The sequence below is a fragment of the Pseudodonghicola flavimaris genome, assembly GCF_030164425.1.
In the GTDB taxonomy this organism is placed as follows: Bacteria; Pseudomonadota; Alphaproteobacteria; order Rhodobacterales; family Rhodobacteraceae; genus Pseudodonghicola; species Pseudodonghicola flavimaris.
Genome location: NZ_JASNJD010000005.1, coordinates 222,194 through 248,433, shown reverse-complemented (window position 1 = coordinate 248,433; position 26,240 = coordinate 222,194). Strand labels below are relative to the sequence as shown.

At 66.2% G+C, this 26,240-nt stretch carries 25 protein-coding genes; 12 read left to right on the top strand and 13 right to left on the bottom strand.

The features are described 5' to 3' along the window. The first annotated feature begins 289 nt into the window (after window positions 1-289). Genes QO033_RS09200 through dnaQ form a run of 4 tightly spaced genes read left to right on the top strand, consistent with a single transcriptional unit; the run spans window position 290 to window position 2,988 of the window. Window positions 290-889 (top strand): Maf family protein, encoded by a 600-nt coding sequence (locus tag QO033_RS09200; protein ID WP_284480665.1) that lies wholly within the window; start codon window positions 290-292, stop codon window positions 887-889. After that, window positions 886-1,719 carry a shikimate dehydrogenase gene (locus QO033_RS09195; protein ID WP_284480664.1) on the top strand — a complete coding sequence of 278 codons (834 nt, stop codon included), beginning with the start codon at window positions 886-888 and terminating at the stop codon, window positions 1,717-1,719. The genes QO033_RS09200 and QO033_RS09195 overlap by 4 nt, the downstream gene beginning before the upstream one ends. After that, the gene (coaE, locus tag QO033_RS09190) at window positions 1,716-2,309 is read left to right on the top strand and encodes a dephospho-CoA kinase (RefSeq protein WP_284480663.1); all 594 of its coding nucleotides are present in this window, start codon (window positions 1,716-1,718) and stop codon (window positions 2,307-2,309) included. Before QO033_RS09195 ends, coaE begins: the two co-directional genes overlap by 4 nt. Beyond that, entirely contained in the window at window positions 2,302-2,988 is a 687-nt protein-coding gene (dnaQ, locus tag QO033_RS09185; protein WP_284480662.1) for a DNA polymerase III subunit epsilon, read from the top strand. The genes coaE and dnaQ overlap by 8 nt, the downstream gene beginning before the upstream one ends. A gap of 116 nt (window positions 2,989-3,104) precedes the next feature. On the opposite strand, the gene secB is transcribed toward dnaQ, so the two are convergent. Both secB and QO033_RS09175 read right to left on the bottom strand, forming a co-directional pair. Then, window positions 3,105-3,599, bottom strand: coding sequence for a protein-export chaperone SecB (gene secB, locus QO033_RS09180; RefSeq protein WP_284480661.1), 495 nt, complete (start codon window positions 3,597-3,599; stop codon window positions 3,105-3,107). A 53-nt stretch (window positions 3,600-3,652) separates the two neighbouring features. Further along, window positions 3,653-4,189 carry an FxsA family protein gene (locus tag QO033_RS09175; protein WP_284480660.1) on the bottom strand — a complete coding sequence of 179 codons (537 nt, stop codon included), beginning with the start codon at window positions 4,187-4,189 and terminating at the stop codon, window positions 3,653-3,655. Between the two features lie 108 nt (window positions 4,190-4,297). Here QO033_RS09175 and QO033_RS09170 point away from each other — a divergent pair, with 108 nt between their 5' ends. From QO033_RS09170 to QO033_RS09155, 4 genes are all read left to right on the top strand, one after another. Further along, entirely contained in the window at window positions 4,298-4,954 is a 657-nt protein-coding gene (locus QO033_RS09170) for a Tim44/TimA family putative adaptor protein (protein WP_284480659.1), read from the top strand. Then, complete coding sequence (mltA, locus tag QO033_RS09165) at window positions 4,951-6,006, top strand: murein transglycosylase A (RefSeq protein WP_284480658.1); 1,056 nt, start codon at window positions 4,951-4,953, stop codon at window positions 6,004-6,006. Before QO033_RS09170 ends, mltA begins: the two co-directional genes overlap by 4 nt. Before the next feature lie 3 nt (window positions 6,007-6,009). Further along, window positions 6,010-6,612 carry a Smr/MutS family protein gene (locus QO033_RS09160; protein WP_284480657.1) on the top strand — a complete coding sequence of 201 codons (603 nt, stop codon included), beginning with the start codon at window positions 6,010-6,012 and terminating at the stop codon, window positions 6,610-6,612. Window positions 6,613-6,678: 66 nt separating this feature from the next. Further along, window positions 6,679-7,935, top strand: a complete 1,257-nt coding sequence (locus QO033_RS09155) for an amidase family protein (RefSeq protein WP_284480656.1) — start codon at window positions 6,679-6,681, stop codon at window positions 7,933-7,935. 45 nt (window positions 7,936-7,980) lie between these two features. On the opposite strand, the gene QO033_RS09150 is transcribed toward QO033_RS09155, so the two are convergent. The 3 genes from QO033_RS09150 to hslV form a co-directional block, all read right to left on the bottom strand. Continuing rightward, window positions 7,981-9,093 (bottom strand): alpha/beta hydrolase, encoded by a 1,113-nt coding sequence (locus QO033_RS09150; protein ID WP_284480655.1) that lies wholly within the window; start codon window positions 9,091-9,093, stop codon window positions 7,981-7,983. Window positions 9,094-9,159: 66 nt separating this feature from the next. Then, a complete protein-coding gene (gene hslU / locus QO033_RS09145; protein ID WP_284480654.1) occupies window positions 9,160-10,467 on the bottom strand; it encodes an ATP-dependent protease ATPase subunit HslU in 1,308 nt (435 codons plus the stop codon). A gap of 73 nt (window positions 10,468-10,540) precedes the next feature. Next, complete coding sequence (gene hslV, locus QO033_RS09140) at window positions 10,541-11,098, bottom strand: ATP-dependent protease subunit HslV (RefSeq protein ID WP_284480653.1); 558 nt, start codon at window positions 11,096-11,098, stop codon at window positions 10,541-10,543. Between the two features lie 138 nt (window positions 11,099-11,236). Between hslV and QO033_RS09135 the strand changes: the two genes are divergently transcribed. Next, entirely contained in the window at window positions 11,237-12,133 is an 897-nt protein-coding gene (locus QO033_RS09135; RefSeq protein ID WP_284480652.1) for a hypothetical protein, read from the top strand. A gap of 133 nt (window positions 12,134-12,266) precedes the next feature. Next, complete coding sequence (gene rpiB, locus QO033_RS09130) at window positions 12,267-12,716, top strand: ribose 5-phosphate isomerase B (RefSeq protein WP_284480651.1); 450 nt, start codon at window positions 12,267-12,269, stop codon at window positions 12,714-12,716. Between the two features lie 101 nt (window positions 12,717-12,817). Here rpiB and trxA read toward each other — a convergent pair whose 3' ends face one another. From trxA to regB, 8 genes are all read right to left on the bottom strand, one after another. Continuing rightward, on the bottom strand, window positions 12,818-13,138 hold the full coding sequence (gene trxA / locus QO033_RS09125; RefSeq protein ID WP_284480650.1) for a thioredoxin: 321 nt from the start codon (window positions 13,136-13,138) through the stop codon (window positions 12,818-12,820). A gap of 36 nt (window positions 13,139-13,174) precedes the next feature. After that, entirely contained in the window at window positions 13,175-16,561 is a 3,387-nt protein-coding gene (gene addA, locus QO033_RS09120) for a double-strand break repair helicase AddA (RefSeq protein WP_284480649.1), read from the bottom strand. After that, the gene (addB, locus tag QO033_RS09115; protein ID WP_284480648.1) at window positions 16,558-19,491 is read right to left on the bottom strand and encodes a double-strand break repair protein AddB; all 2,934 of its coding nucleotides are present in this window, start codon (window positions 19,489-19,491) and stop codon (window positions 16,558-16,560) included. Before addB ends, addA begins: the two co-directional genes overlap by 4 nt. Continuing rightward, complete coding sequence (locus tag QO033_RS09110; protein ID WP_284480647.1) at window positions 19,484-20,194, bottom strand: nucleotidyltransferase family protein; 711 nt, start codon at window positions 20,192-20,194, stop codon at window positions 19,484-19,486. Before QO033_RS09110 ends, addB begins: the two co-directional genes overlap by 8 nt. Then, window positions 20,191-21,198, bottom strand: coding sequence for an aminoglycoside phosphotransferase family protein (locus tag QO033_RS09105; RefSeq protein ID WP_284480646.1), 1,008 nt, complete (start codon window positions 21,196-21,198; stop codon window positions 20,191-20,193). The genes QO033_RS09110 and QO033_RS09105 overlap by 4 nt, the downstream gene beginning before the upstream one ends. Further along, window positions 21,195-21,680: a tRNA (adenosine(37)-N6)-threonylcarbamoyltransferase complex ATPase subunit type 1 TsaE gene (tsaE, locus tag QO033_RS09100; protein WP_284480645.1), complete on the bottom strand. Its 486-nt coding sequence runs from the start codon at window positions 21,678-21,680 to the stop codon at window positions 21,195-21,197. The genes QO033_RS09105 and tsaE overlap by 4 nt, the downstream gene beginning before the upstream one ends. A 41-nt stretch (window positions 21,681-21,721) precedes the next feature. After that, on the bottom strand, window positions 21,722-23,302 hold the full coding sequence (locus QO033_RS09095; RefSeq protein ID WP_284480644.1) for a PAS domain-containing protein: 1,581 nt from the start codon (window positions 23,300-23,302) through the stop codon (window positions 21,722-21,724). A gap of 154 nt (window positions 23,303-23,456) precedes the next feature. Further along, entirely contained in the window at window positions 23,457-24,854 is a 1,398-nt protein-coding gene (gene regB / locus QO033_RS09090; RefSeq protein ID WP_284480643.1) for a sensor histidine kinase RegB, read from the bottom strand. Between the two features lie 87 nt (window positions 24,855-24,941). On the opposite strand from regB, the gene QO033_RS09085 reads away from it, so the two are divergent. Together QO033_RS09085 and QO033_RS09080 are read left to right on the top strand one after the other, a co-directional pair. Beyond that, window positions 24,942-25,562, top strand: a complete 621-nt coding sequence (locus QO033_RS09085; RefSeq protein ID WP_284480642.1) for an SCO family protein — start codon at window positions 24,942-24,944, stop codon at window positions 25,560-25,562. A 123-nt stretch (window positions 25,563-25,685) separates the two neighbouring features. Then, the gene (locus tag QO033_RS09080) at window positions 25,686-26,240 is read left to right on the top strand and encodes an ActR/PrrA/RegA family redox response regulator transcription factor (RefSeq protein WP_284480641.1); all 555 of its coding nucleotides are present in this window, start codon (window positions 25,686-25,688) and stop codon (window positions 26,238-26,240) included.

The following is a 26,240-nucleotide window of genomic DNA, read 5'->3' as shown; positions in this document are numbered from 1 at the left end:
CATGGGGACAGAAATCGTGCACCTGTCAGAGGTCCCCGGGAAAAATAACCTTTGTTCTTTTAAACTAGAGACTTACGATTTCATAAAATCGTTAACCTCTGGGGATAACTCCGGGATTATTCAGGACAACCCGAGTCGTCCCGCGGATCCCGGTTATCCTTATCCAGCCGGGATTGTTGCAGGGCGACTCAGCCGAAACTGCCGGGTTTTCCCCCGGGGCTTGCGTGCCCGGCCAGATTGCCTAGAACCATTCCGGTACTGTCCGCGGCTCTTTCACCGGGTTTTCCACATGTCTGTCCCCCTGATCCTGGCCTCCAGCTCCCAAATTCGCGCCCGCCTGCTGCAAAATGCCGGTGTCGCGGTCGAGATCCGGCCCGCCCGCGTGGATGAGGAGACGGTGAAAGCCGCCCTTCTGGCCGAGACCGCCCCGCCCCGCGACATCGCCGACACATTGGCAGAACTGAAGGCGCGCAAGGTCAGCGAAAAGCACCCCGGCGCGCTGGTGCTGGGCTGCGATCAGGTTCTGGAGTTCGACGGTCGTCTGTTGTCCAAACCCGAGAGCCCGGACCAGGCGCTGGATCAGCTGAAGGCGATGCGCGGCAAACAGCACAAGCTGCTGTCGGCTGCGGTGATCTGCCGCGACGGCCAGCCGGAATGGCGTCATATCGGACAGGTGCGGCTGAGCATGCGCCAGGCCTCTGACGGCTATCTCGCCGATTACGTGGCGCGCAACTGGGACAGCATTCGCCAGGCGGTTGGCGGCTACAAGCTCGAAGAAGAGGGTGTGTGCCTGTTCACCCGGATCGACGGCGACTATTTCAATGTCCTGGGCCTGCCGCTGCTGGAGCTTCTGAACTTTCTGATGCTGAGGGGAGAGATCGACTCGTGACTGCAACCCGAATTCCGCTGGCTGGGGTGATCGGCAGCCCCATCGCCCATTCGAAATCGCCGCTGCTGCATGGCCACTGGCTGAAGACCTACGGGATCGCCGGGCACTATATACCGATGGAAGTCGCCGCAGACGATCTAGAGGCGGTGCTGCGGATGATGCCGAAAATGGGCTTTGTCGGCTGCAATATCACCATTCCCCACAAGGAAAAGGTGTTGAGCATCGCCGATCAGGTCACCGATCGCGCCACCCTGATCGGCGCCGCAAACACCCTGACCTTCGCGGCGGAGGGCAAGATCATCGCCGATAACACCGATGGCTACGGCTTCATGGAGAACCTCCGCCGTGGCGCGCCCGGCTGGGATCCGACGGCCGCGCCTGCGGCAATCCTCGGCGCCGGGGGCGCGGCACGGGCAGTGATCTCTGCCCTGCTCGATGCCGGCGTGCCTGAAATCCTGCTGTCCAACCGTACCCGCACCCGCGCCGATCAGCTGCGCGAGGATTTCGGCCAGCGTCTGCATGTGGTTGATTGGGTACAGGCGGGCAATATCGTCGAAGAGGCCGGCTTGGTGGTGAACACCACCTCGCTCGGGATGCTGGGGAAACCCGAACTGCGGGTGCCACTGGATGGGATCGATGGTCGCACCGTGGTCACCGATCTGGTTTATAACCCTTTGAAAACGCACCTTCTTCAGGTAGCTGACGCGGCTGGCGCCACCACCGTCGACGGGCTGGGCATGTTGATCTGGCAGGCGGTGCCCGGGTTCGAACGCTGGTTCGGTCAGCGTCCTGAGGTCGACGAGGCCACCCGCCAGGCGGTGCTGGCATGAGTTTCTCTCTCGGCCTGACCGGCTCCATCGGTATGGGCAAGAGCACCACGGCGCAGATGTTCGTCGACGAGGGCTGCGCGCTCTGGGATGCGGATGCGGCGGTGCACCGTCTCTATGCCGCCGGTGGCGCCGCCGTTGCGCCGATGCAGGCCGCCTTCCCCGAGGCGGTGATCGACGGGGCGGTCAGCCGCGATGTGCTAAAACGCATCATTGCCGCAGAGCCCGGCGCGCTGAAGCGGATCGAGGCGATCGTTCACCCGCTGGTGGCAGAGGACCGCGCCCGGTTCCGGGAAACCGCGACGACCGATATCGTGGTCTTCGACATCCCGCTGCTCTTCGAGGGTGGCGGAGAGACGCAGATGGACGCCACCGTCACCGTCTCCGCCCCGCCCGAGGTGCAGGAGGCCCGGGTGATGGCGCGCGGCACCATGACCCGGGCGCAGTTCGAGCAGATCCGCAACAAACAGATGCCGGATGCGGACAAACGCGCCCGCGCCGACTATGTGGTGATCACCGATACGCCCGACCACGCCCGCGCCCAGGTGCGCGAGATCGTGGCTGCGATCCGAAGGAGCCTGCCGCATGCGTGAAATCGTACTCGACACCGAAACCACCGGCTTCGATCCGCATGCCGGCGACCGTATCGTGGAAATCGGCGCGGTGGAGCTGCACAACCACATGGTGACCGGCAACACCTATCACCAGTATATCAACCCGCAGCGCGACATGCCCGAAGACGCCTTCCGCGTGCATGGGCTGAGCGAGGAATTCCTCAGTGACAAACCGGTGTTTGCCCAGGTTGGCCAGGCCTTTCTGGATTTCATCGGCGATGCCAAACTGGTGATCCACAATGCCAGTTTCGACATGAAATTCCTCAATGCCGAGCTGAAATGGATGGGGCTGCCGGAGCTCCCCTGGGAGCAGGCGATCGATACGCTGGCCATCGCCCGCAAGAAGTTTCCCGGCGCCCAGGTCTCGCTAGATGCCCTGTGCCGGCGGTTTGGCATCGACAATTCCGCCCGGACGCTGCACGGCGCGCTGCTCGACTCTGAAATCCTTGCCGATGTCTACCTGGAACTGATCGGCGGCCGGCAGCCCGATTTCGCGCTGAATGTCGAACAAAGTCGCGGCCCGGCCGATACCGACAGCGACTGGCGCCCGAAACCGCGCCCGGTGTCGCTGCCGCCGCGGATCACCGCGGCCGAACAGGCCGCGCATGAGGCGTTTCTGGACAAGCTCGGCGACAGTCCACTGTGGCGCCGCGGCTGAGCCGGAAAAGCAAAAGGGCGCCCGGTTTCATCGGACGCCCTCTGTCTCTTCCGGCCGGGTCTTTTTCTGGTTGAAAATATCCCGGAGTGCGGGGGCAGCGCCCCCGCTGGCGACGGTTACGCGTCGGCCGGCTGTTGTGCCTGGGCGGCCGCCTGACGGCGGGCCAGCTCGTTGCGATAGATTGCGACGAAGTCGATGTTGTCGAGGTTCAGCGGCGGGTAACCGCCGTCGCGGGTCACGTCGCTGACGATGCGGCGCAGGAAGGGGAACAGCATCCGCGGGCATTCGATCAGCAGGAAGGGATGCAACTGGTCCTCCGGCACACCCTGGATCAGGAACAGGCCGACATATTCGATCTCCAGGATGAAGAGCACGTCATCCATGCCCTTGGCCTTGGATTCGATCTTCAGCTTGATGATCACTTCATACTGGTTGTCCGCCTGGCGCTTCTTGGCGTCCAGATTCACCTGCACGCTGACGTCGGGCTGAACCTCGCCCGAGGCGCCACGCTGCGCCATGACATTTTCAAACGACAGATCGCGGATGTACTGGCCCAGGATCTTCATCTGCACCTGAGGTTGCTGCGGGGCGTCGGCACCGTTTTCGGACATGGAGGTCTCCCTGATATCGGTTTGACCCTGCTTACCAGCTTGCCCGGTCCAGCTCAATCCTGCCTGCGGTCGGGGCCTTCGACCCAGCCGGAGGGCGGTCCGCGGCGGGGTTTGTCCGGTGTCACCTCGGTGAACTCGCCATCGATGATGTCATCGCCTCGGGCCGGATGCGGTGGCCGCGGCCCGGGGCCGGACTGGAACCCGGCCTGATACATCGTCGCGCCGCCCATCTGGAACCGCGCCACACTGACGCGGGACCGGGCGAACCGGAACACCCAGCGCCGCACTGGCGGGATCAGCAGGGCAAATCCCGTCGCATCGGTGAAAAACCCGGGCGTCAGCAACAATACACCGGCGATCAGGATCATCGCCCCATGCGCCAGCGGTTCGGTCGGGTCGTCGAGAGTGGAGAAGCTTTGCCGCAACTGCCCCATTGCCAGCCGTCCCTGGCTGCGCATCAGCCAGCTGCCCAGCACCGCGGTCAACACCACGATCGCCAGGGTCGGCCACAGTCCGATCAACCCGCCGACCTGGATAAACAGGGCGATTTCGATGATCGGAACGGCCAGAAAGGCCAGAAACAGGTACATTCAAGGGCTCCTTTCACTTGCGCGGAACAGTGGACTAAGCCCTGCCCCTCACCTACATAGGACCCAACGGGTCGCCTTACAAAGCCCCTCACCTGACAAGAGGACCAAATGAATTCACCTTTGATTCAGCTTCTGGTGCTGGCCGGCATTGCCATCTTCCTGATCCTGCGGCTGAAAAGCGTGCTGGGAACCCGCGAGGGATTTGAAAAACCCAAGGCGCCGCAGCAGCCCGAGAAACCGGCACGCCCCGACTTCGAAGTGATCGAAGGGGGCCCCGACCGCGACATTACCGATCATGTCAGCGAAGAGGGTCCGCAGGCCGAGGCGCTCACTGCGATGAAGCGGGTCGAGCCCGGGTTTTCGGTTTCGGAGTTCGTTCAGGGCGCTCGTGGCGCCTATGAGATGATCCTGATGGGCTATGAGCATGGCAATATCTCCGATATCCAGCCTTTCCTGGCGCCGGATGTCTACGAGAGCTTCGTCGATGGCATCGCTGCGCGCGAGGATCAGGGCCTGAAGATCGAGGCGGAGTTCATCGGGGTGCGGGAAACCGCGATTGCCGATGCAACCTTCGACACCGACAGCAACCGGGCGGAGATCACCATGCGTTTTGTTGGTGAGCTGACCTCGGTGGTGCGCAACAGCGCCGGTGAGATCGTCGAAGGCAGCCCCACGTCGGTCAAGCGCCAGAAGGATACCTGGACCTTCGCCCGCACCATGGGCAGCCCGGATCCGAACTGGCTGCTTGTCGCCACGGACGCATGAGCTTTGCGCTCCGGGCCGCGCTTCTGGCTGCTGCCGTGACGATGGCGCCCGGCAGCGGCGCATCGGCGGATCCGGAGCCGCGCCACGAGATCCTGCGGTTCGATCAGCTTGACGGCTGGGCAGAGGACGACCATGCCGCCGCGCTTGACGTGTTTCTGGAAACCTGCCCCGACATGCAGGATCCGGACTGGCACAGTCTCTGTGCCCTGGCGCAGCAGCAGAAACCCCAAAGCGCTCGGGCGTTCTTCGAACTGTTTTTCCGCCCGGTTCTGATCACCGACGATCAGCGACCGCTGTTCACTGGCTATTTCGAACCGGAGCTGGAAGGCTCCCGCTTTCCGACCGACCGGTTCCGCTACCCGCTCTACAGGATGCCGCCGGAAGCGCGGGCACAATCGCCCTGGCTGACCCGGCGCGAGATCCTGACCTCCGGTGTGATGGAGAACCGCGGGCTGGAGATTGCCTGGGTAGATGATCCGGTTGAGCTGTTTTTCCTGCAAATCCAAGGATCCGGCCGGATTCACCTGCAGGACGGCCATGCCCTCAGGGTGGGATATGGCGGCGCCAATGGCCAGCCCTATCGCTCGATCGGGGTGGAGATGGTGCGGCGCGGCATTTACGCAGCACATCAGGTCAGCGCCCAGGTCATCCGCAACTGGGTCCGGCGCAACCCGGTGGCAGGGCAGGAGCTGCTCTATCACAACCCATCCTACGTGTTTTTCCGCGAGATTCGCCATGTCGGCGACGAGCTGGGCCCGCTTGGTGCGATGAACCGGCCGATCACGCCGCTGCGCAGTGTGGCGGTGGATCCGGCCTTCGTGCCACTGGGGGCGCCGGTCTGGCTGGAAACCGATGGTGAGGCGCGGTTCCGCCGCCTGATGATCGCGCAGGACACCGGGTCCGCGATCAAGGGGGCGCAGCGCGCCGATGTCTTCTTCGGCACCGGCGACAGTGCCGGAGAGATCGCCGGGCGGATGCGCGATCCGGGTCGCCTGCTGGTGCTGATGCCGATCCAGCGTGCCTATGCGCTTTTGCCCGACGGGGGGGCGTGAGCAGTGGCACGGCGCAGGATTTCGGCTGAGGATCTGGAGCTTTGGCGGCGGGTCACCGCCAAGGCGGAGCGGATGCACCCGGCCGACCGGGCGGAGCATCCGAAACCGCCGGCGGCCAAGCCGAAGATCAAGTCCGTGCCTCAGACACCGGCGGTCGATCACCGGTTCGAACCCTTTCGTCTGGGCCAGACCAGCCTGGGCGGCGGGCTGCGTCATGATCTGAAACCGGCGCTGGCCGATCGCCTGGCCGGGCAGCCGGTGAAGATGGATCACAAGGCGTTCACCCGGATGAAGCGCGGCAAGCTCAGTCCCGAGGCCCGGATCGACCTGCATGGCATGCGGCTGGACCGGGCGCATCCGTCGCTGACCCGGTTCATCCTGTCGTCGCATGCCTCGGGCCGGCGGCTGGTTCTGGTGATCACCGGCAAGGGCAAGCGGGCGAAGGACGATGGCCCGATCCCGACACCGCGCGGCGTGCTGAAACACAATGTGCCGCAATGGCTGACGATGCCGCCGTTGTCGCAGGTGGTGCTGCAGGTGACACCGGCCCATATCAGCCACGGCGGCGAGGGCGCCTATTACGTCTATCTGCGTCGCAGCCGCTGAAATTCCCGGAGAAATCGTCCGATCCGTCGTCTCTCCTCAGGGGGCTTTCGGACCCTGAGTTGCGCATTGGCGGGCCCGATCCTTCGGGGTATCTCATCAGGCATGACCGTAAATCTCTCCCCCGATCCCTTTGGCGCGCTTGTCGAACGTTTTGATTTGCCGGCGGTGAAGCCCGGTCCGCTCAGCGGGCTGCGGTTCACCGTGAAGGATAACATCGATATTGCGGGGCACCGCACCTCCTATGGCAGCCCGGCCTGGCGTGAAAGCCACCCGGCGCCGGTGCAGAATGCGCTTTGCGTTGACCAGCTTCTGGCCGCGGGGGCGGAGTGTGTTGGCAAGGCAGTGGCGGATGAGCTGACCTACAGTCTCGATGGCGAAAGCCAGTTCTTCGGCACACCGCGCAACGCCCGCGCGCCTGACCGGATTCCCGGTGGGTCTTCAAGCGGATCGGCGGCCTCGGTCGCCAACGGCCTGGCCGATTTCTCGATCGGAACGGATTCCGGCGGCTCCGTGCGGGTTCCGGCGAGCCTGTGCGGGATTTGGGGGATGCGCCCGTCGCTTCACCGGATTTCCGAGGCCGGGGTGCTGCCCTTCATGCCCAGCGTCAGCACGGTGGGCATACTCGCATCCAGGCTTGGGCATCTGAACGCGATCGCGCGGGTATTGCTGCGCAGCGTGCCGAAACCGGCCGCGCCGCTGCGCCGTCTTTTGGTGCTGATCGACGGGGTCGAACGCGCCGATCAGGCGGTGCAGGCGCAGGTTCACATGGCGCTGGACAGGATTGCGCGGCGAACCGGGATCAGGGCTGAGCCGATCCGTTTCACGCAGATCGTCGGGGAAGATATCCCTCTGAGCGATTGTAACCTGAAGGCGCTGCGCGATTTGCAGACGGCGGAATTTCAAAGCACACTCGGTAACTGGATCGAAACTGCCCGACCTGAGCTGGGGGGCACCTTGTCCATGGCCTATGGCAATGTTCGGGATTTCGACCGGATCGCGGCGTTGGAGAGCCTGACGCGCTGTGAATGGTTGTTCGACCGGATCAATGCCGCGTTGCCCGAGGGAACGGTGATCTGTTTTCCCACCACCCCGTGCATCGCCCCGCTGAAAGGATCCCTCACCACGCTCGATGCGGTAAGGGGGTTTTACGAGCCGACGATGACCCTGACCGCATTTTCCGGGGTCGCCCGGTTGCCCGAGATCTCGGCTCCCTTGCTCACGGTCGAGGGGTGCCCGGTCGGGCTCTCCTTTGCCGCGGGGCATTATCGGGACGAATTTCTGCTGGCGGCCCTGCCAGCGTTGCTCGGAGCCGAGAGCGATTGATGACAATGCAAGCGGCCCGCAGGAATGGTGATGCTGGCCGCTGCGTCACAAGGTGGGCGCACGCAGCAGGTTGGGCGACAGGATCATCTGGGTGGTGTTTCTCACCGTCAGCACGGTCCCGGGCAGCAGCCCCGATCGGGCAGATCGGTCTGACTGAAAGGCGCTGTCCAGCAGCGCGGAGTTGTTGAGCAGCGAGATCAGCGCCGGCGAGGTGCCCACCGTGAAGTGATTGTTGCCGCGGGCGCCGAATTCGCTGACGTCGATCAGCAGCACCGGCAGATCCGCCAGCTCTTCGGGATCGGTCATATTGCCCAGCCGGGCGGCGGCGCCGTTGATCCGGGCCGACAGCGCCAGCGCCTTGTCCCGGTTCGAGGTGAAGATGGCAAAGGGCTGCGGCAGCGCCCGGAACCGCTGCGCCTGCATCCGGAATACCTCGATATCCAGATCGGGAGAGATCAGCACCACCCCGCCGAGCGTCGCTTTGCTCCAGCCCGGGCGGGCGATTTCGATCTGCCGCAGCGTCTCCATCAGCAGCATGGTTCCCAGCGAATGGGCGACCAGCAGGATACGGCGGGGATTGGCGGCCTTCAGATCGTAAAGCAGCTGTTCCAGCCCGTCGCGCGAGAACAGCACGCTGTCACGGTCATAGGTATAGCCCAGCGGATGGGTCGCACTGGGCCAAGCGTAATGTACCGTCACCGCCGGCAGGTTGAAATCATAGCCCATCTGCGCGGTGCGGAAGACGCCGTCAAAGAAGCTGTTGTTGTAACCATGGATGTAGAGAACGATTTCGCGGCTGTCGGCGGGCGATTGCTGCAGCGCCCGGGCCAGATCTCGGCGAAAGGCGTGGCGGTCGGCTAGATCGCGCCGGGTGGCGATGGCGAAATCGCGGTGGGGATCGGGACGATCGAAACCGTTGCGGATCTGGCCCCGCTGCCGGTCCGGCGGGATCGAGACGCCGAGATCCAGATAATGGGTTTGGTCCGAGCGCGCGGTGGTAAACCAGCCGCCCGGATCCGGGACCCGCTGGGTGGCGACAAAGACCTCCCGGATACTGCCGATACTGGCGGCCTCCGGTTGCAGCGGGGCATGAAACCTGTCGGTGCAGGCGCTGACGCCGCCCGCTCCCAGCATCAGCATCATCTGTCTGCGGTCCACGTCGTGCCCCTCGCCGCCTGTGGTGATCGGGCCTCGGCGGTGACGCGGCGGGGCCCTCTGGAGGGTCTATAGCACGTAGCGGCTGAGATCGGTGGATTTCGCCAGCGCCCCGAGGTTCTTGTCGACGAATTCCGCATCGACTGTGACCGTTTCGCCAGACCGGTCGGGGGCGGTGAAGGACAGCTCCTCGAACACCCGTTCCATCACGGTATAGAGCCGCCGCGCCCCGATATTCTCCACCGACTGGTTCACCTCGGCCGCGATCCGCGCCAGCGCGTGAATGCCGTCTTCGGTAAAGCTCACGGTGACCTCTTCCGTGCCCATCAGCGCGGTATATTGCCGGGTCAGCGCATTGTCGGTCTCGGTCAGGATGCGGACGAAATCCTCTTCGGTCAGCGGTTGCAGCTCGACCCGGATCGGCAGCCGGCCCTGCAGTTCCGGCAACAGATCCGAGGGTTTGGCGATATGGAAGGCGCCGGAGGCGATGAACAGGATGTGGTCGGTCTTCACCGGCCCGTGCTTGGTGCTGACGGTGGTGCCCTCGATCAGCGGCAGCAGGTCGCGCTGCACCCCCTCGCGGGAAACGTCGCCGCCACGGGTTTCGGCCCGGGCACAGACCTTGTCGATCTCGTCGAGAAAGACGATGCCGTTCTGCTCCACCGCCTCCAGCGCAGTGCGGGTGACGGTTTCATCGTCCAGAAGCTTGTCTGCCTCTTCGCCGATCAGCACCTCATAGCTGTCGGCGACGGTCATCTTCTTGCGGGTGGTGCGGCCACCGAAGGCCTTGCCGAAGATATCGCCCAGGTTCAGCATGCCCATCTGGCCGCCGGGCTGGCCGGGGATGTCGAACATCGGCATCGGGTTGGCGGTATCGGCCACGTCCAGCTCGATCTCGGTATCGTCGAGCTCGCCCGACTTCAGCTTCTTGCGGAACATCTCGCGGGTGCCTTCGCGTGCGTTCTCACCGGCGATCACCTCGATCACCCGATCCTCTGCAGCGGCCTGGGCCCGGGCCTTGACCTCGTCCCGCATCCATTCGCGGGTCTGCACGATGGCGCTGTCGATCAGATCGCGGACGATCTGTTCCACGTCTCGGCCGACATAGCCGACTTCGGTGAACTTGGTGGCCTCGACCTTGATGAAGGGCGCCCGGGCCAGTTTCGCCAGCCGCCGGCTGATCTCGGTCTTGCCGACACCGGTGGGCCCGATCATCAGGATGTTCTTGGGATAGACCTCGTCCTTGAGGTCGTCGGAAAGCTGCTTGCGCCGCCAGCGATTGCGCAGGGCCACCGCCACGGCGCGCTTTGCGTCCTTCTGGCCGATGATGAAGCGGTCCAGCTCGGACACGATTTCGCGGGGGGTCAGGTTGGTCATGTCTGTCCTCTTGGCCTCTGGGTCGGGGTCCAAAATTCTTCGAAGAATCTTGGGTAAGAAACTTCGAAGTTTCCTACCCGCTAATCGTCTCCACGATCACGTTGCCATTGGTGAAGACACAGATATCGGCGGCGATCGCCATCGCCTTGCGGGCGATCTCTTCGGCGGTCAGATCGCTGTCCATAAGCGCCCGGGCCGCCGCCAGCGCGTAGTTGCCGCCCGAGCCGATGGCGGTGACATCATGTTCGGGCTCCAGCACGTCGCCGGCGCCGGTGATGACGTAGAGATCGGTGCCATCGGTGACGATCAGCATCGCCTCCAGCTTTTGCAGATACTTGTCGGTGCGCCAGTCCTTGGCCAGTTCCACCGCGGCGCGGGCCAGCTGGCCGGGGGTCGCCTCCAGCTTGGCTTCCAGACGTTCCAGCAGGGTGAAGGCATCCGCCGTCGACCCGGCGAAACCGGCCACCACCTCATGGCCGCCGGGCCGCAGCCGGCGCACCTTGCGGGCGGTGCCCTTGATCACCGTATTGCCCAGCGACACCTGGCCGTCGCCGGCGACAACCACCTGGCCGCCCTTGCGGACCCCGATGATGGTGGTGCCGTGCCAGCCGGGAAAGCTCTCTTCGCTCATCTGCGCCTCCTGATCGTTGCGCTCTATATGGACGGCACACCGCCTTGGCACAAGGGCGGCCCCCGACACCCCGCCCCCGCTGTCCGCTTGTCGTGGCGCCCCGTGCCGATTAGCCTGCGCGACATGGGCGCGAAGACGGTGGCATTCTATCTGGAGGACGATCTGCGCCGCAGCGCGCAGGCGGGAGAGCATAATTTCCTGCGCCTGATCGCCGAGGTGGTGACCGAGGCCGGCCTGACCCCGGTCTATCGCCCCGATAGCGAGGCGGCCCGCCGCGCCTCTGGCACGCGGGACGATTTCGCGATCTTTCACATGGCAGAGCCGACGCATGACCGGGCGCTGACCATTCGCAGGGTCTATCACTACCCGTTCTGGGCCATCGAGCAGAGCGGCAAGCGCTGGGAATGGGCCGTGGCGCAGAGCCCGTTTGTCGCCACCGACGTGCCCCGCAAGGAGGTGGAGCGGTTCTTCGGTCATTGGCGCAAGCGGCTTTTCGGCACCGCGGCGACACAGGCGCGCCGCGACGGTTTCGTCTATGTGCCGCTGCAGGGCTGGCTGCTGCAGCATCGGTCGTTCCAGCTCTGCGCGCCGCTCGACATGCTGCGGCAAGTCTGCGCCAGCACCGATCGTCCGGTGATCGCGGCGCTGCACCCCAAGGAACGCTATTCCGAGGTGGAGCTGACGGAGCTGGTGCAGCTGGAACATCGCACACCGGGCCTGTCCGTCCGGCTGGGAGAGATGGAGACGCTGCTGCGGGGCTGCGACTACGTGGTGACGGAAAATTCCTCCGCCGCCTTCAACGGCTATTTCTTCGAAAAGCCCGTGGTGTTGTTTGCAGGGGCGGATTTCGGCCATATCGCCGCCGATGCGCGCCAGATGGGGGCCGAGGCGGCGCTGGCCGCCGGGCCGCTCCTCACGCCGGACTACGCCGGTTTCCTGCACTGGTTCTGGCAGCGGATGTCGATCAACGCCGGTCGGCCGGAGGCGAAAGCCAAGATCGCCGCGCGGCTGCGAGCTGCGGGCTGGCCGGTCTGAGGCAGCCCATCGCGGGGAAACCGGATCGGACAGCCGGCGCCGCGCCCCGATCGCCCCGGACCGCTTGACAGCGGGATCGACATTCGGCCAAACGCGGATATCCACATGCCTCGGAAAACGGGACGGCTTCGCCATGACGACCAACAAACGCATCGTTCTTTCCAGTGATCACGCCGCCATCGCGCTGCGTCAGGCCATCGCGGCGCATCTTGCGGCGCAGGACTGGGAGGTGGTCGACATCGGTCCGGTGACGGCGGAGAGCACGCATTACCCCAAGCACGGCGAGGCGGCGGCACGGCGTGTCGCCTCCGGCGATTGCGGGCTCGGCATCATCCTCTGCGGCACCGGTCAGGGCATCATGATGGCGGCGAACAAGGTCAAGGGCATCCGCTGCGGTGTCTGTTCCGACAGCTTCTCCGCCCGTATGATCCGGCAGCACAACGACGCCAACATGCTGTCGCTGGGGGCGCGGGTGGTGGGCGAAGGCCTGGCGCTGGATATCGTGGACGCCTTCCTCAACGCCGAATTCGAAGGCGGCCGGCATGCCACCCGGGTCGACATGATCACCGAGATCGAGGCGTAAGAACCGGCGCACCCCCCCCACGTCACACGGAAATAGCCAAAGAAAAAGGGGTGCCACCGGGCACCCCTTTGACATTCGCTATTCGGTCCGACTGGTCCGGCTCAGATCGACTCGTCGATCCAGCTTTGCAGCGAGGCCTTCGGCGCGGCGCCGGCGCGGTTCGACACGACCTGGCCATCCTTGAACAGGAACAGCGCCGGGATGCCGCGCACGCCCATGGCGGCGGCGGTGTTCGGGTTGCTGTCCACGTCGACTTTGGCGACCTTGATCTTGCCTTCGTATTCGGCCGCCAGCTCTTCCAGAGCGGGGGCGATCTGCCGGCAGGGACCGCACCAGGCGGCCCAGAAATCCACCACGACGGGGATATCGGATTGTTTCACTTCCTGATCGAAAGTGGCGTCGGTTACGGCGACGGTGGTCATTGCGTGACTCCTGAGTGAAAGCGGCTTGCCGAAAAGTTAGGAGCCGGCGGGGGCATCGTCAAGGTAACCTGATTGCGACAGGCTGGCCCGGACCAGATCCGCGGGCAGCGGCATCAGCACCGCAGTGCGGGTCCAGAGGATGGCGGTGTCGATCCTGCGATCGGGGTAGATCTGCGCCAGCGCCAGCGCATAGGCGCCCATCTGCCGCAAGAGCCCGTCGGGACAGGCACCGGGGCGGTCGGGCACCGTGGCGTTGGTCTTGAAGTCCACCGCCAACACCCTGTCGGGGGTGACGATCAGCCGGTCGATCACCCCGTGCAGCCGTCGCTCCGGCCCCAGGCGCGCGGTCACCGGCACCTCGGCCAGCGCCTCGGCGGCGAAGACCGGGGCGAGATCTGGGGCGGTCAGTACCGTCGTCACCTCGGCCAGCAGGGCGTTGCGGTCGGACGGCTCCAGATCGGGCAGCAGGCCGGCGGCCAGTGTGGCGCGATCGGCCTCCGGCCGCCCGGGCAGATGCTCCAGCAGCAGGTGCAGCGCGGTGCCGCGCGCCTTGGCGGTCGCCTCATCCAGCCCGTCATCGCCCGGCAAAGCCTTCGCCCCGCCCAGGTCGGAGGGGCTGAGGATCGCCAGCGGTTCGGCCCGGGGCGCGGCCGGGCGCTTCAGGAAATCGGGCGGCGGCGGCGGCAGCTCTGCCCCGGTTTCCGGGGCGACCGGATCCGCCGCGTCCCAATCGCCATGGGCAAAGCGCAGCCCGGGGCCGCCGGGCATCGGATGTTCCACCGCACCGGCGCGTTTCATTGCCGCCTCGGTGATCTGATACCAGCTGTCGCCGGCTTTGCCCAAATCGCCGGCCGCGGCGACGATCAGCCACTTTTCCGCCCGAGTCAGAGCCACATAGAGCAGTCGCAGGCGTTCGTTCAGCTGCCGCGACTGGGCGGCGTCGCGGGCGGCCTCCAGCACCGGTGGCATGCGGTCGGCGGCGGTGCGCCACAGCGGCGTCTCCTCCGCCATCATGATGTCATCCATCCGCGGCGGCTGCCGCTTGCCGGTGTCGGGCAGGATGACGATGGGCGCCTCCAGCCCCTTGGCGCCATGCACGGTCATCACCCGGATCATGTTGCCGGCGCTGCCCATCTGGCGCTTGATCTCCAGATCGTCGGTTTCCATCCAGGCGAGAAAGCCGGTGAGGCTGGGAATGGCGCTGCGTTCATAGGCCAGCGCCTGCGAGAGCAGCGCGTTGATGCCGTCCTCCGCCTCGGTTCCCAGGCGCGCCAGCAGGCGGCGGCGGCCGTCATGCCGGGTCAGGATCCGCTCGATCAGGTCATAGGGGCGCAGGAAATCGGTCTGGTTGCGCAGATCGTTGAGGACAGCCAGCGTTTCAGGAAACTCCTCCGCCCGGTCGCGCAGCGCCTGCCACAGATAGGGGCGCGTGCGTCGATGGGCCAGGTCGAACAGCTGTTGTTCGGTCCAGCCCAGCAGCGGCGATTTCAGCACCGTGGCCAGTGACAGGCTGTCCTCCGGCGTCGCCAGGAATCGCAGCAGCGCCGCCAGATCCTTCACCGCCAGCTCTGCCCCCACCTTCAGCCGGTCGGCGCCAGCGATCGGCAGACCGGCGGCCTTGCAGGCGCGGATGATCTCGGCAAAGAGCTCCGACCGTCGCTGTACCAGGATCAGCACGTCACCGGGCTGTACCGGCCGGCGGCGATAGGTTCCGGACTCCGGCCCGTCGACCGGCACCGTCTCGCCGCGCGCGATCATGTCGCCGATTTCCCGGGCGATACGGTCGGCCAGCACCACCGTGTGGTGCCGCGCGCCCGGGCGGTCGACCGGATCGGTCCAGTCGCGGTCGTCGTCGTCCTCGACCTTCTCCACCACCGGCCAGAGATCGACCCGGCCGGGCAGATCCACCTTGAACGCCCGGTGCAGCGATCCCTTGTGGAATCCGGCGGCCTCGCGCCCCTCGAACACCAGATCGACCAGATGCAGGATCGCCTGCGATGACCGGAAGGAAAATTCCAGCGTCAGATCCTGCAGCCCGTCGCCCCGCCCCTCCAGCCGGGCGGCGAAATCCGCCTGCATCCGGTCGAAGGCATCGGGATCGGCGCCCTGAAAGGAATAGATCGACTGTTTCTTGTCGCCGACGACGAAGATGGTGCGCTCCACATCCGCCCGGGCCCCCTGCCCGCTGGTGAACTCCTGTGCGAGCTTCTCGATCACGTCCCATTGTTCGGGGCTGGTGTCCTGCGCCTCGTCGACCAGAATATGGTCGATGCCGCCATCGAGACGATAGAGCACCCAGGCCGCCACCCCGGGATCGTTCAGAAGCTGCCGGGTCTTCAGGATCAGATCGTCGAAGTCGAGCCAGCCGCGCAGCTGTTTGCGGCGGTCGTATTCCGGCAGGAAGCGGGCGGCAAAGGCGTGGAGCGCTTCGGATTTCGCCACCGCTTCCAGCCCCAGGCGACGGGATCGCGCCGCCTCCACCCGCAGCATCAGCGGCTCCAGCCGATCCATCAGATCGGGGTGATCCTTTTGCAGCGCCTTGGTCGGAAAAGACCCTAACTTGGCGGTAAACGGCTCTTTCGCGCTGGCGCCGGTTAGGAAGATCCGCTCCAGCTCCGGCAGGATCGCCAGTCCCGGTGCCCCGAGGGCCGAGAGCGCGGCACCATTCTTCTGATCGGTCGCCTTGCCACCCATCAGCACGGCAGAGAGCTCGCGGATCAGCTCTGCCTCGCCGCCCAGAAACACCTCCGCCTCCAGCGCGGCGGCATCGTAGCCGGCGGGCAGGCCGAACAGCGCCAGCAGGCCGTTCCGCTGCAGCGGCTCGGCAAAGCCGGCGCGCTTGTCGGTGATCGCGGCGGTCAGCTTGTCGAAATCGGTATCGGTCAGATGATCCGCCAGATCGGCGATCAGCCCGGCCTGAGGCCCATCGGCGAAATCCTCGACGATCTCCGCACGCAGCAGGCTGGCGGCGCGATCCTCCATCTCGGTGAACTGCGGGCTCACCCCGGCCTCCAGCGGGAACCGCCGCAGGAGGGAGGCGCAGAAAGAGTGGATGGTCTGGATCTTCAGCCCGCCCGGGGTTTCGATCGCCCGGGCAAACAGCGTGCGGGCATGGGCCAGACGCTCTGCGGTGACGGCGCCTTCGGTCCCCAGCGCCGTCAGCTGGTCGCGCAGCGCGGAATCGGCCAGCATCGCCCACTCGCCCAGCCGTTTGAACAGCCGGTTCTGCATCTCGCTCGCCGCCGCCTTGGTATAGGTGAGGCAGAGGATATGCTGCGGTTCCACATCCGCCAGCAACAGCCGCGCCACCCGGTCGGTCAGCACCCGGGTCTTGCCCGATCCCGCATTCGCCGCCAGCCAGGTGGAGGCATCGGGCCGCGCCGCCTGGACCTGGCGTTCGGTGGCCTCGTCCCGCGCGCTCATGTCAGATCCTCCGGGTCAGGCTCTGTTGCGCGGTCCCATTCGCCGAACCGCGCGAGGTGGTCGTAATCGCCCTGATCGCTGTCCTTGAACAGCATCCGGCGTGAGGTATAGCCCTGATCGGGCTGGTGGTAGGCGATCAGCAGCTTGCGCAGCTCCTCCAGCACCTGCGCTGGCGGCTCCTCGTCCAGCGGCGCCGGCACCTCCTTGTAACTGGCACCGATGCCGACGAAGACCGCGCCGTTCACATGTGCCGGGGCCAGCGTGCCAAAGCCCACCTCCTCCGCCATCGCGGCCTCGATCAGCAGCTGCTTGTCGAACTTGGCCTGCTGGTCGCGTGTCGGTGGCGATCCGGTCTTGTAATCGTACAGCGTCAGCGCCCCGCGCGTATCCATGTCGATCCGGTCGGCGCGGCCCAGCAAGGTGACGCCGGGGGGCGAAATCGTCAGTTTAGAGCCTTGTTCGAAGGCGATGGAGACGGCGGCCTCCTGACGCGTCGCCTCGGCGGCGAGGAAGGCCTCCGCGATCCGGTTCAGCCGCGCCAGCCACAGGGTGCGGGCGGTGGGCCAGGGCACGTTTTCCTCCAGCACCTGCCGTGCCCGGGCCATCAGCGCCTCCCGGCTCAGGAGGGCGCCGGCCCCGAGATCGTCACGCAGGAATTTCTCGAACACCTCGTGCAGCACGGTGCCGCGCAGCAGCGCATCGGGTTCCTGCACCAGCGGGTCGAGCGGCGACAGCCGCAGCACCCGGCGGGCATAGATCGCATAGGGGTCGCGGATCAGCCGCTTGATCTCGGTCACGTTCAGCCGGTCGGGCCGGGCGGCGACCGGCGGCCGCGGCGAGGGGCGCGGTGCCGGCGCCACCGGGGTCACCGCCTCCAGCGCCCGGGCCCAGTGCAGCCAGACCCGACCGCGCGCCCGCATTTCCTTCAGCGCCGCCCGGCCACCCTGATCGGGCAGCCCGGCCAGAAGGTTCGCCAGCCGGTTCAGCCAGCGCGACGGCACGGTTTCGGCATCGTCGGAGCGTTGCGCCCGGGTCAGCCAGACCTCCGGTGCGGCGATCGCCTGCTGGAAGTCATGCGCCGACAGGCCGATCCGCCGTTCCGGCAACAGCAGGCCGGCGCGGTTGCGCATCTGCCGGTTCAGCCAGGGATCGGGGCTGGCGGGTTCCGGCCAGCTGCCTTCGTTCAGCCCGCCGAGGATCAGCAGGTCGGCGCCCATCACCCGGGCCTCCAGCGTGCCCCAGATCATGATGCCGCCAAAGGCCGCGTCGCGGTCGCGCACCTCTTCGCCCTGCAGCAGCGCGGTCAGAAGATCGGCGAAATCGCGTGGCCCCAGCGCGCCGCCGTGACCGGCCTCGCGGTCCAGCGCATCAATTACCGACAGCGCCTTGATGCCGGCGTTCTTCTGCCAGAGCTCACCGCTGTCTGCGGTCGGGCCGGCGGCAATGCTCTCGGCCAGGGCGCGCAGATCGGCGACCCAATCGGCCAGTGGCCGGGGGCCGGACCGCGGCCGGTCGCAAAAGGTGTCGCTCAGCCAGGCGATCCAGCCGGCCATCGCCTCGGGATCGTGGCGTGAGGCGAATTGGGCGAAGCCGGCGGCGTCGGGAAAGGCGGGTCCATGCTTGCGCAGGTCCAGTTCCAGATCGCGGGTGAACCGCAGGTGATCGCCACGGTCGATGCCAGTATGGGTCAGCGGGTGTTTCAGCAGCGTCAGCAGCGTCTCGCCGGTCAGCCGCTGGCAGAACAGGTCGGCGACATGGCGCAGGAACCGGCCCGGCGGCGACAGGTGCAGCGGCTGGCCAGCGCTGTCGTCGGGGATGATGTCCCAGCGTTCCAGCGCCGCGGTGACCTGACGGGTCAGCATCCGGTCCGGGGTGATCAGCGCCGCCGATTGCCCGGTCTCTGCCGCTTGCCGCAGGCGCAGGGCGATGGCCAGCGCCTCCTCTCTCGGGCTCGGCGCCTCGACCAGGGTCAGATCGGCGGTGGCGCGGTCCAGATCGGTCAGCCCGGGGCCTTCGGCCATCCAGGCATCGGTCACGGGTGCCGGCCGCAGCGCGAGAGAGATCAGCCGGTTGCGCGCCGGCGCGGGCGGATCCTCTCCGGTCCAGCGGCCGACCTGATCGGGGGCCATGTCCAGCACGTCCAGCAGCTTGCGGAACCGGTACTGCGGATGATCTTCCGAGGTCAGCGCCCGTTCCAGGCTGGCCCAGACCGCAGCGGGCTGGTCGAAATCATAGCCCGGCAGCACCAGCGCCCCCTGCGGCAGATGCGCCACCGCCTGCATCAGCATCATCGTGGTGCCGCGCGACCCGGTGGAGCCGGCCAGGATCACCGGGTGATCCGGCGGCGCGACCTGCCAGCGGGCGATCAGATCCTCCACCACCCGGCGCTGGCGCGCCTGCGGGTCGAGCGCGCCGTCCTCGCTGCCGACCATATCCTCGGCGATGCCGATAAAGGTCTGTGCCCGCGCCCAGTGACCGGAAAGATCGCTGACGTCGAGCGTGCGGATATCCTCTGGCGAGACGCCTTCGCCCTGCATTTCGTCGATCAGCCCGGCCAGGCTGTCGGCCAGATCGTAAAGCGAGGCGCGCGCCGCCAGGTCGGGCTGTTTGTCCAGCAGCGCCGAGATCAGCTGCGTCAGTTCCAGCCGCCGGCGCAGCGGCGGGATCGCCGGCGGCAACCGGTCGAGCGCTGCGCTTTCCCCCAGATCGGTCAGCAGCGATACCCGGGGCAAGAGCCGCGGCGGACCGGCGTCGAAGATATCGCGGATCCGCCGGGCCATGCGGCGGGTGTTCACCACCAGTTCGACCCGCGCCAGCGCCTCGGGCGGTTGCCCGGCCATCCGCGCCAGCAGCCCGTCGATCAGCGCGCGGGGGAAATCCACCCCGCAGGGCAGGGCGAAGACACGCGGGGTGTCGTCCGGATCAAACATAGGTCTCGGCAAGCAGGGATTCGGCCAGGGCGATGCCGCCGGGATGGCCGACGTCGCACCATTGTCCGGGATACTCCAGCACGAAGAGCCGCCCCCGCGCCTGCATCAGATCCCAGACCCTGTTCAGGGAAAACACCCGGTCCGGCACCTGGTCCAGCAGCGTTGGGGTCAGGATCTGCGCGCCGCCATAGATCAGCCCCGGGCCACGTGCCAGCACCCGACCCTCGGCATCGGCGGTGAAATCGCCGGCGCCCTTGTGCCCCAGCGCGCGCTCCGGCGCGATGCCGATCAGCAGCGCATCCATCCGGTTGCCGTCCCAGACCGCGCGCAACAGTTCCAGCGGATTGGGGCCGGACCAGATCGCATCGCTGTTCAGGGTGAACACCGGCCCGGGCCCCAGCAGCGGCAGCGCCTGCCGCAGTCCGCCGCCGGTATCGAGGATTTCGGGCGTTTCGACAGAGGTGCGCACGCCGAGCGGCGCCAGATGCGCCTCCAGCATCTCGGCCCGATAGTGCAGGTTGGCCACGATGCGGGCCAGACCCAGGGGCCGCACCAGATCCAGCGCGTGATCGATCAGCGGTCGGCCCGCCACCGGGATCAGCGGTTTCGGACGGTCCTGCGTCAGCGGCGCCATGCGGGTGCCGAAGCCGGCGGCGAACAGCATCGCGGCCTGCGGCGTGCGGTTGGGGGTGCGGCGGATCATGACGCGGATTTCAACCCGGCGATGACCTCGGGCGTCGGCGCTGGCAGCGCGTCGATCAGCATGTCGGCCAGTGGCGCCAGCGCCGGGTGTTCCAGATTGCGCTTCACATGGGCCCAGACCGCCGGGATCATGTCGGCATAATGTGGTTTGCCGTAGTCCGTCGTCAGCCGGGCGAAAACACCCAGGATGCGCAGGTTCCGCTGTGCCCCCAGCACCGCATAGGCGGTGCGGAAGGCGTGATCGTCGCAGCCGGTGGCGGCGATGTAGTGCTGCAGCATGGCGATCTCGACCGCCGGGGAGACCTGACGTCGGATATCCTGCAGCAGCGACACCAGATCATAGGCTGGATGCCCCAGCATCGCGTCCTGGAAATCCAGCAGCCCGACACGGGCCAGCCCGACGCGGTCGGGCAGCCAAAGCAGGTTTTCGGCGTGATAATCGCGCAGGCAGATCACCTGAGTGCCGCCGGTGCAATCGGTCAGGATGTTCTCGAACCGGTGCAGGAAGCGGCTCAGCACCTCGGGGGCCTCGTCGCCCAGCACCGCCTTGCGATATTTGCTGAAGGCCAGCCCGGACAGTTCCGCCATCTTCTCTGGCCCGTAGACCGGCAGCGCCGGCGGCGTCGTGTCGGCGAGCGCGATCAGAACGTTGGTGGCGTGACGGTAGAGCAGAAGCTCCGCCTCCGGGTCGCGCTCCAGCACCCGGGCATAGAGATCGTCGCCCAGATCCTCCAGCAGCAGAAAGCCATGTTCGACGTTTTCGGCGTAAATCTCGGGCGCGCTCAGTTCCTGATCGCGCAGGAACCTGTCGATGGCGATGAAGGGTCGGACATCCTCTCCCCGCTCGGGCGCGGCATCCATCAGCACCGCGGGCTGGCCGGTCTGCGGCTGGCGCAGCCGTTCATAGCGGCGGTTGGAGGCATCGCCGGCAAGCGGCGCGCGGGCGGCGCCGGCCCAGCGGGTGCCGGCGACAAAGGCGGTGGCGAGAGGGGCGCGATCGGTCATTGGAATGTCTCTTGCAGGGGCGCCAGCCGGGTGGCCCAGCCGGATCCGGTCCAGTCGAGCGTCAGCAGGCGGGCGTCTTCGCTATCCGCGACGGCGGCGAAGTGCAACCGCAGCGCGGTGGGCGGCGCCAGATCGCCCAGTCGGTCGGGCCATTCGATCAGGCAGATCGCCTCTTCCATCGCCTGGGTCAGGCCGAGCTCCTCGATCTCGCCGATATCGCTGAGACGGTAGAGGTCGGCATGCCAGATCTCGCCCGGCGCGCCCTCATAGGTCTGCACCAGGGTGAAAGTCGGAGAGGGCACGTCTTCTGGAACGGGCAGCAGCGACTGGATCAGCGCGCGGGCGAAATGGGTCTTTCCGGCGCCGATATCGCCCTCCAGCAGCAGGCTGTCGCCGGGGTGCAGCAGGGCGCCCAGCCGGCGGGCCAGATCGGCGGTGGCCTCGGGGGAGGCAAGCGAAAGGGTCAGGGGCGGTGGCGTCATGGCGCCACAATGGCGACCGCTCCCCGGGGCTGCAAGCGCGATCAGCTTTCGGCGCTGGACCGGGTGTGTCCCGGCTGTTTGTCCCCGGTTTCGGCCAGCCTGTCGAAGCGGACCATGGTGGCGCCGTTCTGGATCGGCTGCACCTGACACCCGAGCCGGCCGCCGCCGCGCAACGGCACCTCGGTCTGCCAGGGGCTGCGGGCGCCGCCGACAGAGACGAAATCGCGCAGCTGGCCCCAGGCCGGGGTCGGCAGGCTGCGATCCTGCCAGTCTCGGGCTGCATCGACGACGGTATATTGTGCGAAGCTGCGGTCGGGATCGACGCCCCAGAGCTTGCGATAGGCGGCGTTGCAGAAGCTGAGCGTGCCATCCGGGGTGAAGACGGCGACCGCCTCGGGCAGCGCGTCGAGCACAGCCTGATTTTGCTCCAGCTCGGCGCGGAACCGGCGGGTCAGGGTGATCTCGGCGGTGATGTCTTCGATCAGGAAGGCGACGGCGCCATCGGGATGCGGCCGGCCGCTGACCGAATAGACCGAGCCGGAGGGCAGCGACCAGGTTTCCTGATAGGGACCGTTCGAGGCCGCCTCGACCAGATCGGCCAGCCGCTGGCGCCAGCCGGCGTAATCCTTCGGTTCCGGCATCATGGCGCTGTCGCGCAGCCGGTCGAAAAAGGTCAGCAGGCTGGGCCGGGACGACAGGAAATCGGCGGGCAGGTCGGTCAGGTCGATCAGGGCCGGGTTGAACAGCGCCAGCTGCCGGTTACGGTCGAAGATCGCCAGGCCGATCGACAGCTGGGCAAAGGTCTTGGCCAGGGTCTGGACGAAATTGCGTTGCGCCGCCTCGGCATCGACGACCGCGTTCACATCCACCGCATAGCACAGCGACCCGCGCTTCTGCGGGATCACCCAAAGATCGTACCACAGCTTGTGCACCGCATCCTCCAGCACGATCGGCTGGCGCAGCCGCCGTTTCTCGCTCAGCCCCTGGGGCAGATCGGGAAACAGCGGCTGGGCGGTATCGGCATCGCGGCCGCGCACCTTGCGCAACAACCGGGCATAGGCGGTGTTGCACCAGGTCACCTGCCCCTTGGCGTCGACCCGCCAGGCCGGATAGGGCGCCGCATTGGTGGCGCTGCGCAGGATGTCCAGCTCCTGCGCGATCAGCGGCAGATCGCCGGCGCTCAGCGGTGTGCCGGCGCGCAGATGTACCCGGGTGATGCCATCGATCCATTCGCAGAGCGCCTCTCCCTGCGGGTCGCCGTCGATGGCCGGAATTGTCAGCCGGCCGGCATCGCGCACCTGCGCCGGATCGACGGGAAAGGCGGGGAAATCGGGCAGCAGCTGCCGGCGCAGCCGGTCCCAGGTCAGCATGTCGCCGGCCTCGCCGACCAGCACCTGCGCGCTCGACGATGCCTCGATCAGCTCCTGACCGTCGAACAGGAACACCGGATCGTCGTTCAGCCCGCCGGGGGTGGCGCTGGCCTGGGCATCGGCCAGCTCGGCCAGTGTCGGGACGGGAGCGGCGGCGGAACGCCGCGGGCTGAGCCACTGGATCGCCAGTGCCGCGCTCGCCAGCGCAATCAGCGCCAGGGCGGCCAGATCGGTGAAGGGGATGTCGCTCATGCCAGGTGTCCGGGTCTGATGCCAATGCTCTCCATCTTTCTGCCAGCTTTGTGACAAAATGGTTAGTAAAACCTTAACCACAAAGTTAACGCGCCGGCGTGACAGGTCCCTCGCCCCCGTTGTCAGGGGGCGGCACAGCTGCGGCGGGGCGGTGTCAGACGTCTATCGGCGGATTGAGACCGGGGGTCAGGGCGAATTCACCGCTCTGCGCATCGATCTTGCCGCGCGGCCAGACCACGGTGACGATGGCGCCGCTTTGTTCCCGCCGGGTGCTGCTGCGCTGTTCGGGATCGGTGCCATTGGCAAAGCTCAGGCTGGCGCCGGAGCGTTCCAGCAGCGTCTTGGCGATGAAGAGACCGAGCCCCATGCCCTCGTACTCCGGGCGGCTGGTACTGTCGGCAGAGCCGCGCCGGTGCCGCATGAAAGGGTCGCCGATCCGGCCGATCACCTGCGGCGGATAGCCGCTGCCGTCATCCAGGATCCGGACCCAGATCCGGTCATCGTTCCAGCGGGTTTCGACCCAGACATTGGCGCCGGCGAAGTCCACCGCGTTCTGGATCAGATTGCGCAGCCCGTGGATCAGTTCCGGCAGCCGCAGGATCGCCGGCTGCTGGACGCTGCCGCCCTCGCCGGGGGCCTCGCTGAAATGTACCTCCTTGCCGCGATGCAGGTGCGGTTCGGCAGCCTCGTGGACCACCGCGCTCAGCGGGCCCTGGCGCATCTGCAGGTCGTCCTTGCCGGCGCGGCCCATGTTGCGCAGGATGTCGCGGCAGCGGTCGGCCTGATCGCGGATCAGCTCCGCGTCCTCGCGCAGTTCGGGCAGATCGTCGAGCTCTTCGATCAGCTCGGCGCTGGTCAGCTTGATCGTCGCCAACGGCGTTCCCAGCTCATGCGCGGCGGCGGCGACGACGCCGCCGAGATCGGTCAGCTTCTGTTCCCGGGTCAGCGCCATCTGTGTCGCGGCCAGCGCCGCGGACATGGATTCCATTTCAGAATTAATACGATAGGAGTAGGCGCCCATGAAAAGCGCTGCGATGATGATGGCAGTCCAGTTGCCGAAAACGAAGAGCTGCGGGATGCGCAGGATGAAGCCTTCCTCCATCCGCAGCGGCAGGTGAAACTCGGCCAGGAGGGTGACCAGGACGATGGCGGTGCCGCCGATGAACAGGGTCGACCGCAACCCCAGCACATTGGCGGAAATCGTCACCGGCGCCAGCATCAGCATGGCGAAGGGGTTGTTCAGACCGCCGGTGACGAACAGCAGAAAGGCCAGCTGCAGCAGGTCGAACAGCATCATCAGAAAGTTCTCGAACTCAGACAGCCGCTTGTTCTCGGGAAAGCCGAAGGTGAAGATCAGATTGCCCACCACCGCCACCCCGATGGCGAGGTAGCATAGCCCCAGTTCCAGCTGCAGATGATACATGTGCTGGGCGGCGGTGATGGCCGCGATCTGGCCGATGATGGCGACCCAGCGGACCAGGATCAGGGTGCGCAACCGGACCCAGCTGCTGCGTTCCTGGCCCCGCCAGATCTCTGCGTTGGCTTCCGGCATGATCGGCCTAAGTCTGTTGCATTGGCTGGGAATGGTGATAGGTCTCCCGGCCTTGAGGATCAACACATCTCAGACCAAAGGCCCGTCATGACCCGTCTCTATGCGATCATCGCCGCCGTTGTCGCCATCGTCGCGCTGGGTGCGATCTGGCTGATCAGCCGTCCCGTCGGTTCCCAGGACCGGTTCGCCGAATGCCGCAGCAGCCAGGTGGCCGGCGGCCCGTCGCAGATCGGCGGCCCCTTCACCTTGGTCAATTCCAAGGGCGAGACGGTGACCGATAAGGATGTGATCACCGGTCCGTCGCTGCTCTATTTCGGTTATACCTACTGCCCCGACGTCTGCCCGCTGGACAATGCCCGCAACGCCGAGACCATCGACGTGCTGGAAAGCCGCGGCCAGATGGTGACGCCGGTCTTCATCTCGATCGATCCGGAACGCGACACGCCGGAAGTGGTCGGCGATTTCGCCCACAACCTGCATGAGCGGATGATCGGCCTGACCGGCAGCCCGGAACAGGTGAAGGCCGCCAGCCTCGCCTATAAGACCTATTACAAGCGGCAGCCGGGCGATGATGATTATTATCTCATCGACCATTCCACATTTTCCTATCTGGTGCTGCCGGAGGACGGTTTCGTGGAATTCTTCCGCCGCGATGAAACGCCCGAGAAAATGGCCGATAAGATCGGCTGTTTTCTGGATAAGATGTGATCGGGATGTGACTTTGGGTCGCGATGGCCGCTGGCATGGCGATCCGTTTCGCTCTTTGATCTTTCTTTCCGCCTGAGTAATATTGATACTTAACAAGAAAAAGAGCACTGCTGAGGAGTAGCAATGGCCGCGCCTGTAGAGAGTGAGTTGGGAGCGGACAGATCTCTGCTTCTGGTCGATGATGACGAGCCGTTTCTGCGGCGGCTGGCCAAGGCGATGGAAAAGCGTGGGTTCGATGTCGAGACCGCCGGTTCCGTCGCGGCCGGCAAGGCGATTGCGACGGCGCGGCCGCCGGCCTATGCGGTGGTCGACCTGCGGCTTGAGGACGGTAACGGGCTCGATGTCGTCGAGGTGCTGCGCGAGAAACGCCCCGATTGCCGTACCGTGGTGCTGACCGGCTATGGCGCGATTGCCACCGCCGTGGCCGCGGTCAAGATCGGCGCCACCGATTACCTGTCGAAACCGGCCGATGCCACCGATATCACCAATGCGCTGCTCGCCACCGGGGACGAGATGCCGCCGCCGCCGGAAAACCCGATGAGCGCCGATCGCGTGCGCTGGGAACATATCCAGCGGGTTTACGAGCTCTGCGATCGCAACGTCTCGGAAACCGCGCGGCGGCTGAACATGCACCGCCGTACGCTGCAACGCATTCTGGCAAAGCGCAGCCCCCGCTGA